Genomic DNA, 13,420 nt, shown 5'->3' with positions numbered 1-13,420 from the left:
TTATAATCCTCCTGTAAAAGTTAATTTTCTTTTTCCCAGAATTGTTTCATCATTTTGTAAGTTAGCGTGCTTTCAAAATATTCCTTGAACTCCCAGTCTTCCTGTGTGTGGAATCCATTCTTCATATGCCACTCATACCTTGCAATTTCATTGTCTCCAAAGAATGGTCTTTCAGGTGCGTTTTGATCCTGATTTGGCTCAATTTCCTGCGGAAGCTCTGGCTCTATCTTTACAGCTTCATCAGGAATGTGCTCTTCAATCGGTGGAAGTTGCAGATCTTCTATCTCAATTCTGTCCGCTATCCGAGGAGATGCCTCTATAGCCTTCTGCCAGTCAAGCTGAATGTCTGTTTGTCTCTTGAGAAGGTCTTTAACAGCCATAATTGTCTTTTTCTCAAGCCTTCTCTGCTCTGCTATCTGACGCTTGAGCTCTTCCATATCCTTTGCATCTCCCCTTACTGCTGCCAGAGGATGAACAGGTTCCCTGCGTTTTGCAATGCAGATGAATTCTCCTCGTTTGTCGTATACCTTTATTTGGCTCAAATCAAAAATGCTGTACTTGATGATTACCTGCTCTCTCATTCCGTACAGTGCTTCATCCCAGTATTCTGTCTTGAGGAATCTGATTCCATTGCGGGTGATGTTTGTGATTTTTTCTTCCATCATGAGGCCATCAAGCTCATCAACAAACACTCCTTGACCAAGTCCTTCCTGAAGTACTTCTCCCTTAGTCTTGCCTGTCACATGAGGGCAGGGCTGGGAGTATTCAAATTGTAGCCATGACTCTATAAGCTGGATTGTTTCCTCTATGGTTGGGATGTATTCTTTATGGCGTTGTTTGTGAAATTTCTCATTTCTTTTTAGATAGGCAGGTCTGTCCTGTATGGATGACCCCACAAAACTCGGCATCAATCTCTCAAATGTCTCTGTGAACTCCTGAAACCATCTCTCTATTACTTTTGCCCTTGCGTTGTATGGATGGGCAAAGATTGTTGTCACACCAAGACGGGCAAAAAGCCCATATATCCCCGTTTCATTAAAGTCATCTACACCTGTGAAATACTTTGCCCTGAAGGCTTTTCCATTGTCCATATATACGACCTTCGGGAATTTGCCAAGCCTCAGTATGGCATTTCGCAAAGCAGATGCAATGCATTGAACATTCTCAGTGAGCATAATTTCATAGCCAATAAGCGTAAAGCTCTTCCAGTCCAGAAATCCCACAAGCACCGGTCTCACAGGTTTACCAGTGAATGGATTTATCACCTGGAAATTTAGCCTGTGTCCATCTGCAACCAGCACTTCTCCAACTTCAAGTAACGATGGATCACGCCTGATAAATGTTTCTACTTTATCTCTTAGTGCCTTCTGACCTTCTCGCATCAGCACCCAGCGGTCGTAGTTTTCTGTTTTCCATCTCTCAGCAAAACGCCTGAATGTGATGGGATGAGAAGGCGAAGGGATTCCTCTGCTTTCAAGGTAGAATTTAGTTAATCTGATTGCCTGACCGATTTTTATGTTTTTTGGGTCAAGCAGAAATCTGAAAAATATGTCTTTCTCTTCTTCTGTGAGTCCGCATCGCCTGCTTCCTGGATTCCACTGAGGAATTAGTCTTGTGTAGTCATCTGTACCCCCAAGCTGGTCTATCCAGCGATATAGGGTTTTTACTGATACTTCACCAAGTATTTTATATATGTTCTGTGCGATTTTCCCTTCATTATATGCAGACAGAAAAGCCCTGTCTGCCTCTGTTTTTTTGCCAGCCCCTTTTCTGAACTCTCTCCAGAGTCTCACAAGATTCAGTCTTGCAAGGGCTATCTCTATAAATTTCTTTGGAGCCTTAGGTGGAGCAGCTGGGATTGTGGCTTGAAGGTAAGACTCAAGCATGCCTTTTTGCTGGTAGTATTTAAGCCTTGCCTCAGCAGGCAAAGAGGAAAGAGCGATGAGGTATCTTATCCCGCCTCTGCCAGTGGCGGTTTTTGTTATAAATTTGCCAGCTTTACAAGCTTTTTGAAGTGCTCTTTTTGATACATTTAATAGCTCCTGAACCTCTTTTATCTCTAACCAGAGGTTCGCACTTTCATAATGATTTTTTGGCTTTAAACTACTATCTTGATATCTATTTTTTTCTTTATTTTCAATGCCTTTTGACAACTGCGAACTTTTTGTTAATAGGTTCGCACTTAAGTTCGCACTTTTGTCTTGTAAGTGCGAACTGCTACTTTCTTTTCTTAAGGCAACTAAATTGCTCATCGGTCACCCCCCAAGCCTCTGTATCATCATTTTTATTGTTTTTTCTCTCTCTAAAAGCTCTTTTTTCATCTGCTCAATCCTGCCAAGCTCTGTATATAAAGCTTCAGCACTCTCTATGTAGAATCCGCCACATTTGTCTGCAAGAAACCTGAGTATTTCCCTGCTTCCTGTTGCTCTGCAAAAAGCAGGCAGATACGAAAGAGGGAATCTATGATTTTCCTTGCTCTCAGCAGACCAGCTATCAAGCATCGCTTTTGTTATCTCTTTGCCAAGTAGTTCAGACATCTTACCAGCCACCTCATATCTACTTAGCCTTGTCTGCTTGAGAGCCATTGTTACAAGCCCGCGTATCTGAGCATCTATATTTAGACTTCCTGGAGCAGACTCATTCAAAGCCTGAGCCTGTTCTTGCTGAATTTTCTTAAGTAGATCAAAGAAATCAAGCTGTTGTATGTCTATTTTTTTCTTCATCTTAGACATAGACAAAAATGACAAAAAAATATATACTTATCAATATGGTTCATTTGTCGCCCCAGAGTTCTTCATATGGGATTCCGAGAGCCTCTGCTATGAGCTCTTGTGTATGCCTTGATTTTTTTCTGCGGTTCCAGACAAGACTAACCCATGTTCTCGTTTTGCCGATTTTCTTTGCAATTGCAGAAAGATTTGGCCTTATAAGGTCACTTTTTTTGACTTCTTTTATTAACACTTTATTTATTTGCATATTGAAATTATATGTTATTGCATTAAATATGTCAAGGGGTTTTTATGCAGAATGAATTAAAAGATAGATTAAAAATTTTAATAGATAGATTAAATTTTAATTATAAAGAATTTTGCAAAAAGACTGAAATTCCTTATCCAACGCTAATGGATTATTTATCTGGGAAAAGACTCCCCGGATATGAAAATTTAAAGAAATTAGCTATGCATTTGAATATCTCAATTGATTGGCTCATCACTGGTGAAGGAGAAATGTTTATTGAAAAACATAAACCTCTTGTTACACCAGAAACTACTAAAGAATATAAAAGTCTGGGGCAGGACTACATTCTCATTCCTATGGTGAGCGGAAAAATCAGTGCAGGCAAAGGACTTGTTCCGGTAGAAGACGCTCAGATAGAGATAAAGCTTGCCTTCAGGAGTGACTGGATCAGGCGTAAGGGTGACCATACAAAAATGAGCCTTATCAGGGTAGAGGGAGACTCAATGGAACCAACGCTTTTCAGTGGCGATATTGTCCTGGTGGATGGAAACAGGAACTTTGTTGACCTTCATGGTGGAATTTATGCTATTTATGTCAATGATTCCATTATGATTAAGCGAATTCAATTGCTTTTTAATGAAAAAAAACTTAAAATTATTAGCGATAATCCAAAATATGAGCCAATTATCGTGCCTCCAGATGATATTCATGTCATCGGTAAGGTCATCTGGATAGGCAGAGAAATAGAAAAATAGGAGGGCAAAAATGAAAAAAGTAATTGTTTTTATGGCTATTTTAATGGTTGCATTACAAGTACAGTGTTCATCTGATAAAAAGGTCAACAACGAGAGAAAAATAAATGTAGAAACAGTAAAAGATGCCTCTTCTTGGGCAAAAAAGAAAATTCCTGGAATTGTAATTAAAGAATCAGAAGGGAAAGGTGAGGCTGGAGAATACTATATAAATTATATAAGAAATCTTTCGGATATTGATATTGGCTCTTTTGGATATCAACATAAATATTCAAAAAGGAAATATCTGTTTTTAAATATTGAATGTAGAGATGCAAAAATAAATTGCACAAATCCTTCTATAATTTCTCCTTTTATAGATAGTTTTTTAAATGCCTTAGATTTTCATGCTGTTTCTTATCAAGACACGCCTCAGGATATAGTCAATTTTGTTATCAAAGAAGCAAAAGATTGTTTAAAAAACAATGAAATATCCTGTAGTAAGGAAAATATTCCGTTAGGGATTCCAAAGCTCTCAAAAGAACAAAAGCCGGATTATAGAATGTCATTATTGATAAAAAAACATTGCACATCTTTAAATGTTTGCAATGAATTGCAATATATAAGAATGGAAGTTGCAACGGCGTTATGAATTTTTACCATTTTTTGACTCAGAAAAATAGACAAAGCAAACTAATTTAATTTTATAGGTTTTTTAATTTTTATTGTCTATTTTTTAAGTAAAAATTTCTCAAATCTATGTTAAAAAATCGGTATTTTTTGCAATTTTTCTCAAACCTCAAAATAGTCATAAAATCAAGTATTATCAAGCATTTTAATAACTTTCTTTTTTTCTCATTTTACCTGATAAAATACACATTGTTTTAAATAGGGCTTTTGCTACTTTATCCATCCTGTTCTTTAAATAGTATTCTTTCCCATCTATGCTAAACTCTGTAAGTGTAACACTTTGTAATGCTTCCTTTATTCTTTCTGTTGATACATCTTTGTTTAATGCAAACTCTAACATCCTCATAAATAAAAAGGAAAGAAAACATACTACCAGATGCCCCTTTATTCTTTTTTCTGTCCAGTGATATACAGGTCTTACCTCTATGGTGTGCTTCATTATTCTGAAAGATTCCTCTATCTTCCATAAACTATGATAAGCTGAAAGGATTTGTTCTGCACTAAGGTTTCTTCGGTTAAATAGATACTCCTCTAATTCTTCCTTGCTTTCTGCCAGTACATCTAATGCCCTGTATAGATGATTTATCCCTATACTTTCAAACCCTAAAAAATCCTTCCTGCTTTCATACATCCCAAGTTTGCTGTCTGAGGAAATCATATGCCTTGCTGTCATATAAAATACTGCCTGTGATAGATTAAATTGCTTCTTCTTTGACACCCTGCTGAAAAATTGATTAAACTGAAATTTATCCCAAAGCTTTTTTTATTAAACAATGACCATAATTGAGTACTCTTCCTTCTGATATTTTTGTAAGGTCAAACTGTTTCTCTGCACTTTCACCTAAAGCTCTTTTTGCAAGTTTTTTAAATGACTCGGTGTTAAGGAAATCTTCAAGCCTTCCAAGACTGAATAGATACTTGTGTCTTATTTTTCCAGATTCATCTCTGTAACCTTCTACAACATATACATAATCAATATTTTGGGCTGAACGGACAATTTTTAGGAACATGGAATAATTATACAGATAAATAGGGATAAAAGTTAATATGAAATTAAATAAAAATTAAAAAAAGTTATACAATAAGATTTAAAAATAAAAAGTCACATCAAGTAAAATCAAGGGTTTACAAGCCCAATTTGCCAAAATTTGACTCTAAGTTAATAAACTCAGGACGGGGCAAATAATATAAATATCTTTTAAATTTATGTTTAGCTTTTCTTCAGCCTCAATGTCTCCTTCATCATTAAAAGAAACTTTACATAATCAAAACCAAAATTCATAAGCTCTGTTTCATCCTTCTTAATTTTGTCAATTTTATCTTCAGGAACATCAAAAATTTGAAGAAACCTGCTTTCAAAAACAAATCTTCTGAAGGCATCGATATCATAACAGGCCATATAAAAAGCTTTTGCTTTATTTTCGTCAAGTTTATGAGCTTTAAGATTTCTTGTAAAGAAAAGCTCCTTCCAGCCTCTGTTCATATCATCGTAAAGGTCAACCCCCTGATCTTTTCTCCACTCTGCTACTGTCCATTCTTTTTCTTCATTAAAGCCCTTACAGTGAGGTTCTTTTACAAAAAAGTAATGCTCTTCTGTAATCCCATCTGTCATATCAAATTTTTTTAGGGAAGCCTGTCCAATGGGATAGTATCTACATGTAGCTGGCCTGTCCTCGTAAACAGAACATCCTGCTTCACATAGAAAGGGGCAGTTTTTTTCATCGTCATCATTTTTATTTAAAAAAACAAAGGGATATCCACTTTTAGGCTCAATAAATACATAGGTGTATTTCATTAAAAATTCACCTGAAGATATGCCAAATCTGTTTTTTAATCTCATTATGTCAAAGGGAGTAAGCATTATATCGATATTTTTACAACAGCTTTTGTAACAGGAAATCCCGGGATAGCAACGAAAATTAAACTTTGATTCTTCTGTTAGCTCCTCTGGAGCTATGGCATTAATGTTTAACATTATTCCTCCTCTTTAATTATTTTTAAATAAACTTTTCTTGTCCTTGGCCCATCAAACTCACAGAAAAATATACTCTGCCATTGTCCTAATAATAGATTCCCACTTTCTATTAAAACAATCACGGAAGAACCCACAAGAGTTGCTTTAATATGACTGTCTGCATTCCCTTCCATATGAAGATAACCTGCCTGAGAAGGGGCTATCTTTTTTAATGCATTTATTATATCCTTTTTTACTGAAGGGTCTGCTCCTTCATTTATTGTTATACCTGCTGTTGTGTGAGGAACATACAGATAACAAACTCCGTTTTTAACTCCACTATCTTTGACTGCCTTTTCAACTTCATCAGTAATATCTACAAACTCTTCCCTTGAAGAAGTTCTAACTGTGAAAGTTTTCATTATATTTTAAGCCTCCCTATTCTTTCTACTGCCTCTTTTATTCTTTCCTTAGGCTGAGTAAGAGCAAATCTTATGTATCCTTCTCCATACTCACCAAATCCAACTCCTGGGGTACATAAAACTTCTGCTTCTTTCAGAAGTTTTGCAACAAAATCTATTGAATTTGTTCCACGTGGAACTTTTACCCAGAGATAAAAGGTTGCCATAGGTTTTTGCAATTCAAATCCAACCTTTTTAAGTCCTTCATATAAAATATTTCTTCTTTCTTTGTATATGTCTCTTATTTCTCTTAAAATACTGTCATCTGTCTTAAGGGCTACTATGCTTGCCTCCTGAATTGCCTGAAAAACACCTGAATCAAGATTTGTTTTAACCTTTCCAAGTCCAGAAATAATATCTTTATTTCCTACTGCAAAGCCTATTCGCCATCCTGTCATATTATATGTCTTTGATAGAGAATGAAATTCCATACCAACCTCTTTAGCTCCATCTATTTGCATAAAACTAATTGGCTTTTCTTCATAGTAAACCTCTGAGTAAGCTGCATCATGGCATACAATAATATTGTATTTTTTAGCAAATTCAATAACCTTTTTATAAAAAATTTCACAAGCTACTGCACTGGTAGGATTATTAGGGTAGTTTATAAACATTAGTTTTGCTTTTTTTAATATATCTTCAGGGATTGAATCAATATCAGGCAAAAAATTATTTTCTTCTTTGAGATTCATAAAATAAGGAATTCCTCCAGCAAACTTTGTTCCAACAGGATAAACAGGGTATCCAGGAGAAGGAACAAGCACAATATCCCCAGGGTCAACAAAGGCAAGAGGAATATGACCAATTCCTTCCTTTGAACCAATTAGACTAAGAACCTCCTTTTCAGGGTCAAGATCAACATTAAATCTCTTCTTATACCAATCTGAAACAGCCTGTCTAAAAGACAACATTCCTTCATAGCTTGGATATCTATGGTGCTCTGGCTTTTCAACAGCTTTTTTCATTGCCTCTACAATATGGGTAGGGGTTGGGATATCGGGGTCGCCAATGCTTAAGTCAATTAGGTCAGCTCCTTTTGATAGAGCATCTTTTTTCATCTGGTCAATTGCTGCGAAAAGATATGGGGGTAAAGTTTTAATTCTCTCAGCATACTGAATCTCCATTCCTTAGCCTCCTTAGTAGAGTTTGTTTATTTAGTTTACAAAAAAACCTTCAATAATTCAAAATTTTATGTCATTTTTAATAATTTTAAGACTTTCTAAATGTTCCACGTGGAACAATTAGAAACAGCTAAAATTTGTTATAATTAATAAAAAACAAAAGAGAGGTAAATTCATGAATTTTGACCCAACTTATTTTTTCTGGATTTTTCTAATAATTATTGCATTGCAACCTGTAATAAGAAAAAAATTACTTGAAAATGCAAGAATAAAGCTAATAGCAGAAATTGAAAAACAACGTAATAGCAGGGTGATACTTCTTGTTCATAGACAGGAAACAATGAGTTTTCTCGGATTTCCAGTTATGCGTTATATAGATATCCATGATTCAGAAGAGGTATTACGTGCCATCCATTTAACTGACGATGAAACCCCTATAGATCTTGTTGTTCATACCCCTGGAGGATTAGCTATAGCAGCAACCCAAATTGCAAGAGCATTGTCAAAGCACAAGGGAAAAGTAACGGTCTTTGTTCCCCATTATGCAATGTCTGGTGGTACACTTATTGCTTTATCTGCCGATGAGATTGTCATGTGTGAACATGCTGTACTTGGACCCTTGGATCCTCAACTTGGTCAGTATTCAGCAGTCTCTTTATTAAGTGTTTTACAAAAAAAACCAATTAATGAAATTGATGATTCCACTCTTGTTCTTGCAGATCAGGCAGAAAAAGCAATTAGACAGATGAAAGAGATTATTGTTGAAATCCTTTCTAGAAAACATCCTGAAGTTAAAGCTAAAGAGATTGCTGAAAAATTGGTATCTGGAATGTGGACTCATGACTATCCTATAAGTGCTGAAAAGGCTAAAGAACTTGGTCTTCCTGTAAATACAAATATGCCTAAAGAAATACTTCTTCTTATGAACCTTTATCCACAACCTGTCAAACAATCAGTGGAATATATACCAGTAAGAAGAACAGGTAAGATACAATAGAATCATCTTTTCCAGAAAGCAGGTGTAAGTAGAATTAAAACCGTATAATATTCTAATCTTCCAGCGAGCATACAAAAAATCAGTATCCATTTACCTACAGGAGGAATAGAAAAATAATTACTCGTCGGACCTGCTTCTCCCAATGCAGGACCAACATTGTTCATGGCAGATACAACGGTTGATACTGCCGTAATTAAATCCAGCCCTGTTGCAGTCATTGCAATACTTGATATAGCACAAACAAAAAGGGCAAGAAAAACAAATCCCCATATACTTCCAAGAGTTTCCTTTGTCAAGAATTTATCATCTAATTTTAGGGCTATAACTGCCCTTGGATGGATTAGCTGATAAAATTCTCTATAAATCTGTTTTAGCATAAGATATATTCTTACCTGTTTAAGTCCTCCTGCTGTTGAACCTATCATGCCTCCTAAAAACATGATTAATAAAATAACCAACTGCGCAAAGGAACTCCATTTAAGATAATCAGCTGTGGCATATCCTGTGGTAGTCATTATAGATAAAACTTGAAAAATTGAGTATCTAAATGATTCTGAAATTGAATGATAATAATAATATAAGTGTATCGTTAAAAAGCTAACTACCACCAAAACTACAAAAAAATAAAATCGAAATTCAGCATTTTTTAGAATTTTTTGAGGTTTTCTGTTTATCAGATAAAAATAGAGAGAAAAATTTATAGCGCCAAGAAACATTCCAAGGCAAGCTATGTATTCAATTGCAGGATTATTAAAAAAAGCAATACTTGAATTTTTTGTGGAAAATCCTCCTGTGGAAATCGTTGTAAAGGCATGACAGATTGCATCATAAAAATCCATTCCACCAATAAAATAAAGGAAAGTTATAATTGTAGTAATACCGATGTAGATAAACCACAAAGACTTCGCGGTATCAATTATCCGAGGTCTTAATTTGTCAACACTTATTTCTGGCACTTCTGCCTTAAATAATTGCATTCCACCTGTTCCAATAATTGGTAGCACAGCAAGGGCAAAAACTATAATTCCCATACCACCTATCCATTGGGTCATACTTCTCCAGAAAAGAAGCCCAGCAGGCAGACTTTCCACATCCTTAAATATGCTTGCTCCTGTTGTTGTAAATCCCGACATAGATTCGAAAAAGGCATCAGTAAAGGAACTAACAGCTCCCGTAAATACATAGGGCAATGAACCAAAAAAAGCTACTCCTATCCAAGCAAAAGCTACTGTTATGAAAGCTTCTCTATACATCAACTCCTCGTATCTGTATTGTTTAGTTAGAGCAAGCATAACAGTGCCAGAAAAAAAAGTTATTAAAAAGGAAAGTCCGAAAGCAAGCGTATCTGATGAACGATTTATTATAGACACTCCAAGCGGTATTAACATAAAAATTGAAATAATAATTAAGATTATTCCGACTATATTAATGACTGTTTTAAAATTCATGTGAGAAGTTTTTCAATTTCTCTTATTGAATCTTTTAAAGCGAATATGATTAACTTATCTCTCTTACGAATGATATCATTTCCTGAAGGAATAATTATTTTGTCATCTCTTATAATTGCACCTAAAATAGAATTACGGGGAAATATTCCTTCTTTTAAAGTTCTTCCAACTATTGATGATCTATCAGTGACAACTATCTCTATAATTTCAGCTTTATTTTCAGCTATAGCGGTAAGAGATAAAACCTCTCCTCTCCTTAAGTATCTTAGAATTATACTTGCAGTAATTAATCTCGGAGACAAAACGGATTGTATTCCTAAGTTATGAGCAAGAGAGATATAATCAGTTCTATTGATAATAGAAATGACTTTCTTTACTCCAAGTTTTTTGGCAAGTAAAGATGCCATAATATTTAATTCATCATTATTTGAACAAGCAATATATATATCCATATTACTTATGTTTTCTTCAATCAAAAGTTGTTTATCTGCACCATCTCCATGTAAAATTAATGATTTACCAAGATGTTTACTTAAAAATTTGCATCTTTCAGCATCTTTTTCTATTATTTTTATATCTGCTCGGGTTTCCATCTTACTTGCAATATAATAACCTAATCTTCCTCCACCTAAAATCATTATTTTCTTAGCAGGCTTCCCTAAAACTCCCAGGCTTTGAGCTACCTCCTGAACTTGTTCTTTTGGAATAGGCATGTATACTATATCTCCTTCATGAATAAAATCTTCTCCAGTAGGAATTAGAACATTTTCATCTCTTTCAATAGCACCTATAATAAAATCTCTATTTAAAAAAGCTCTCAAAGATTTTAATTTTTTTCCTTTAATAAAACTATCTTGAGGGATTTTAAATCCTATTACTTTAATTTTTCCTTGTTCAAACTCTACTATTTCACTGGCAAAGGGATTTTCAATAAGTTTTGATACTGCCTCAGCGGCTTCAAGCTCTGGATTAATTGCAGGATCTATATCAAGATTGGCTTTACCTAAGAGTTCCTTATTGAAATAATAATCAGGATTTCTTATTCTTGCTATTTTTCTTTTTATATTAAACATTGCTTTTCCAAGAAGACAAGCAATCATATTAGTTTCATCGCTGTTTGTTACAGCAAGAAGCAAATCCGCTTTATCAGCTCCTGCTTCCTTAAAAGCTGAAGGATCACTTCCTTCTGCTTCTATTGTTGCTATATCGAGTTCTTCTGAAATTTTTCTAAGTCTATTCCCATCTCTATCAATTATTACAACATCTACGCCTTCATAAGTTAGAAACTTTGCAACCTGATATCCAACCTCTCCAGCTCCTACAATAATCACACGCATACAAAATCCTCTTTTTAATTTTTCTTCCTTTTATCTACTATTCTAACAGCTTTTCCTGGTACCCTTTGAATTGTTCCCTCTGGTACAACCTGAATTTTACTGTGAAAGCCTAAAAAGTCATATAATTCAAGGTCAAGATGTTCAAGCTCTTTTTGAGTTAATCCATTGTCAGCTTTTTCAACTATAATTGTCATTTCATCTTTTCCTTTTACTGTTTCTATAACAAGCTGATAATAGGGAGAAAGTCCCTTATATTTTAGTAAAATCTGTTCTACCTGTGAAGGATAGAAATTAACTCCCTTAACTTTAAGCATATCGTCTGTTCTTCCACGAATTCTGCTTATACGAACATGTGTTCTTCCACAATAACATTTCTCATAAGATAAAATGCTTGATATATCCCTTGTTCTGTATCTAATCAATGGAAGTCCTTCACGGGTAAGAGTTGTTATAACCATTTCACCTTCCTGTCCTTCTGGTAATGGTTCACCTGTATCAGGATTTATAATTTCAACAATGTAGTGGTCTTCCCATACATGAATTCCAGCTCTTGCGGAACAATCTATTCCGAGACCAACTCCACCTGTTTCTGTAAGTCCGATTATATCATAGGTTTTAACTCCCATTTCATCTTCAATTCTTTTTCTGTATTCATCTGACCATGTTTCAGCACCGAGTATAGCGACCTTGAGCTTAGTTTCTCTGAAATCAAAACCGCTCTCACGGGCAACTTCAATAAGCCTTGCAGGATATGATGCAATTGCTCCTATTGCTGTGACTTTAAGTTCTTTAATAAGCTTAAGCTGCATTAAAGACCTTCCTGCACCGGCTGGAACGATGAAAGCTCCAAGTCTTTCAGCTCCATAATGAAAACCAAATCCGCCATTGAAAAGTCCAAAAGAAGGCATTATCTGAATTCTGTCCTTCTCAGTAAGTCCAGCACAGGCAAGGCATCTTGCCATAATTTCTCCCCATTGTTCTATATCTGCCTTCGTCATCGCATTTATAACAGGCACTCCTGTTGTTCCTGAACTCATATGCATTCTTGAGCACTCAGAAACATCTCTGGCAATATGCTCAAAGGGATAACAATCTCTTAATTCATCTTTTGTTGTAAAAGGAAGAAATTTTAAGTCATCAAGACTTTTAAGTTCCTCAGGCTGAATGTGAATATATTTTTCTTTAAGTTTTGATTTTGAATTTTTAAGATATTTTAGGGTTTTTCTTAGTCTATTAAGCTGAATTTTTTCAATTTCTTCTCTTGGAAGAGTTTCTTGTTGAGGATTGAACATATTCATACCCCTTTTTAAATGATTCTTTATTTTGATTATCAAAAATTTTCAAAAAATCATCACAACTAAATAATGCTGTTTTCTTTACAAATATACCAAGTAAAAAGGTGTTGACATAACGCATTGGAACTGAAGATAAGGCTTTTTCTATCTCTTCACTGGTAAAAGTAAACACTTTGTCTCCAAAAGTTTTTGCATAATCCATCAAATCTTCACTTAAAAGTATCACTAAATCAGCACTACCTCTTCTGACAACCCCGCTTAATCCCTCACCAATCTTCATCTGTATTTCAACAGTACCACCTTTTTTAGCCATTCCTTTTATTTCAGTGGAACGAACCAGAAATCCCTTCATTGATGCTACTTGTGCAATCATCCTTGAAAAGAATATAACACCTTGTCCACCTTTACCAATAATTACAAGTTTCATC

At 35.0% G+C, this 13,420-nt stretch carries 15 protein-coding genes; 3 read left to right on the top strand and 12 right to left on the bottom strand.

Annotated features, from left to right (window positions below):
* Positions 1–20 precede the first annotated feature (20 nt).
* Genes QI155_RS05050 through QI155_RS05040 form a run of 3 tightly spaced genes read right to left on the bottom strand, consistent with a single transcriptional unit; the run spans position 21 to position 2,976 of the window.
* Positions 21–2,252, bottom strand: coding sequence for a Mu transposase C-terminal domain-containing protein (locus QI155_RS05050; protein WP_068861748.1), 2,232 nt, complete (start codon positions 2,250–2,252; stop codon positions 21–23).
* 3 nt (positions 2,253–2,255) lie between these two features.
* A complete protein-coding gene (locus QI155_RS05045; RefSeq protein ID WP_068861747.1) occupies positions 2,256–2,723 on the bottom strand; it encodes a hypothetical protein in 468 nt (155 codons plus the stop codon).
* A gap of 49 nt (positions 2,724–2,772) precedes the next feature.
* Entirely contained in the window at positions 2,773–2,976 is a 204-nt protein-coding gene (locus QI155_RS05040; protein ID WP_068861746.1) for a hypothetical protein, read from the bottom strand.
* A 44-nt stretch (positions 2,977–3,020) separates the two neighbouring features.
* Between QI155_RS05040 and QI155_RS05035 the strand changes: the two genes are divergently transcribed.
* Complete coding sequence (locus tag QI155_RS05035; RefSeq protein WP_068861745.1) at positions 3,021–3,713, top strand: S24 family peptidase; 693 nt, start codon at positions 3,021–3,023, stop codon at positions 3,711–3,713.
* 10 nt (positions 3,714–3,723) lie between these two features.
* The gene (locus tag QI155_RS05030) at positions 3,724–4,341 is read left to right on the top strand and encodes a hypothetical protein (RefSeq protein ID WP_281321230.1); all 618 of its coding nucleotides are present in this window, start codon (positions 3,724–3,726) and stop codon (positions 4,339–4,341) included.
* 183 nt (positions 4,342–4,524) lie between these two features.
* Here QI155_RS05030 and QI155_RS05025 read toward each other — a convergent pair whose 3' ends face one another.
* From QI155_RS05025 to QI155_RS05005, 5 genes are all read right to left on the bottom strand, one after another.
* Positions 4,525–5,097, bottom strand: coding sequence for a hypothetical protein (locus QI155_RS05025; protein WP_281321229.1), 573 nt, complete (start codon positions 5,095–5,097; stop codon positions 4,525–4,527).
* Between the two features lie 28 nt (positions 5,098–5,125).
* Positions 5,126–5,389 carry a hypothetical protein gene (locus QI155_RS05020; protein WP_068861690.1) on the bottom strand — a complete coding sequence of 88 codons (264 nt, stop codon included), beginning with the start codon at positions 5,387–5,389 and terminating at the stop codon, positions 5,126–5,128.
* Positions 5,390–5,589: 200 nt separating this feature from the next.
* Entirely contained in the window at positions 5,590–6,354 is a 765-nt protein-coding gene (locus tag QI155_RS05015) for a YkgJ family cysteine cluster protein (protein WP_068861691.1), read from the bottom strand.
* Entirely contained in the window at positions 6,354–6,755 is a 402-nt protein-coding gene (locus tag QI155_RS05010) for a secondary thiamine-phosphate synthase enzyme YjbQ (RefSeq protein ID WP_143600888.1), read from the bottom strand. The genes QI155_RS05015 and QI155_RS05010 overlap by 1 nt, the downstream gene beginning before the upstream one ends.
* Entirely contained in the window at positions 6,755–7,918 is a 1,164-nt protein-coding gene (locus tag QI155_RS05005) for an LL-diaminopimelate aminotransferase (protein WP_068861693.1), read from the bottom strand. The genes QI155_RS05010 and QI155_RS05005 overlap by 1 nt, the downstream gene beginning before the upstream one ends.
* A gap of 172 nt (positions 7,919–8,090) precedes the next feature.
* On the opposite strand from QI155_RS05005, the gene QI155_RS05000 reads away from it, so the two are divergent.
* Entirely contained in the window at positions 8,091–8,912 is an 822-nt protein-coding gene (locus QI155_RS05000) for an ATP-dependent Clp protease proteolytic subunit (RefSeq protein ID WP_281321228.1), read from the top strand.
* Positions 8,913–8,914: 2 nt separating this feature from the next.
* Here the strand turns inward: QI155_RS05000 and QI155_RS04995 are convergent, their stop codons facing one another.
* The 4 genes from QI155_RS04995 to QI155_RS04980 are packed head-to-tail and all read right to left on the bottom strand — an operon-like array spanning position 8,915 to position 13,419.
* Positions 8,915–10,360, bottom strand: coding sequence for a TrkH family potassium uptake protein (locus QI155_RS04995; protein WP_068861695.1), 1,446 nt, complete (start codon positions 10,358–10,360; stop codon positions 8,915–8,917).
* Entirely contained in the window at positions 10,357–11,697 is a 1,341-nt protein-coding gene (gene trkA / locus QI155_RS04990) for a Trk system potassium transporter TrkA (protein WP_281321227.1), read from the bottom strand. The genes QI155_RS04995 and trkA overlap by 4 nt, the downstream gene beginning before the upstream one ends.
* Positions 11,698–11,711: 14 nt before the next feature.
* Positions 11,712–12,989 carry a phenylacetate--CoA ligase gene (locus tag QI155_RS04985; protein ID WP_068859428.1) on the bottom strand — a complete coding sequence of 426 codons (1,278 nt, stop codon included), beginning with the start codon at positions 12,987–12,989 and terminating at the stop codon, positions 11,712–11,714.
* Positions 12,946–13,419, bottom strand: a complete 474-nt coding sequence (locus QI155_RS04980; protein WP_068859432.1) for a 2-oxoacid:acceptor oxidoreductase family protein — start codon at positions 13,417–13,419, stop codon at positions 12,946–12,948. Before QI155_RS04980 ends, QI155_RS04985 begins: the two co-directional genes overlap by 44 nt.
* Position 13,420 lies beyond the last annotated feature (1 nt).

This window comes from Thermodesulfovibrio sp. 1176, assembly GCF_029946585.1.
Classification (GTDB): Bacteria; Nitrospirota; Thermodesulfovibrionia; order Thermodesulfovibrionales; family Thermodesulfovibrionaceae; genus Thermodesulfovibrio.
This window is presented reverse-complemented; position numbering and strand designations above follow the sequence as displayed.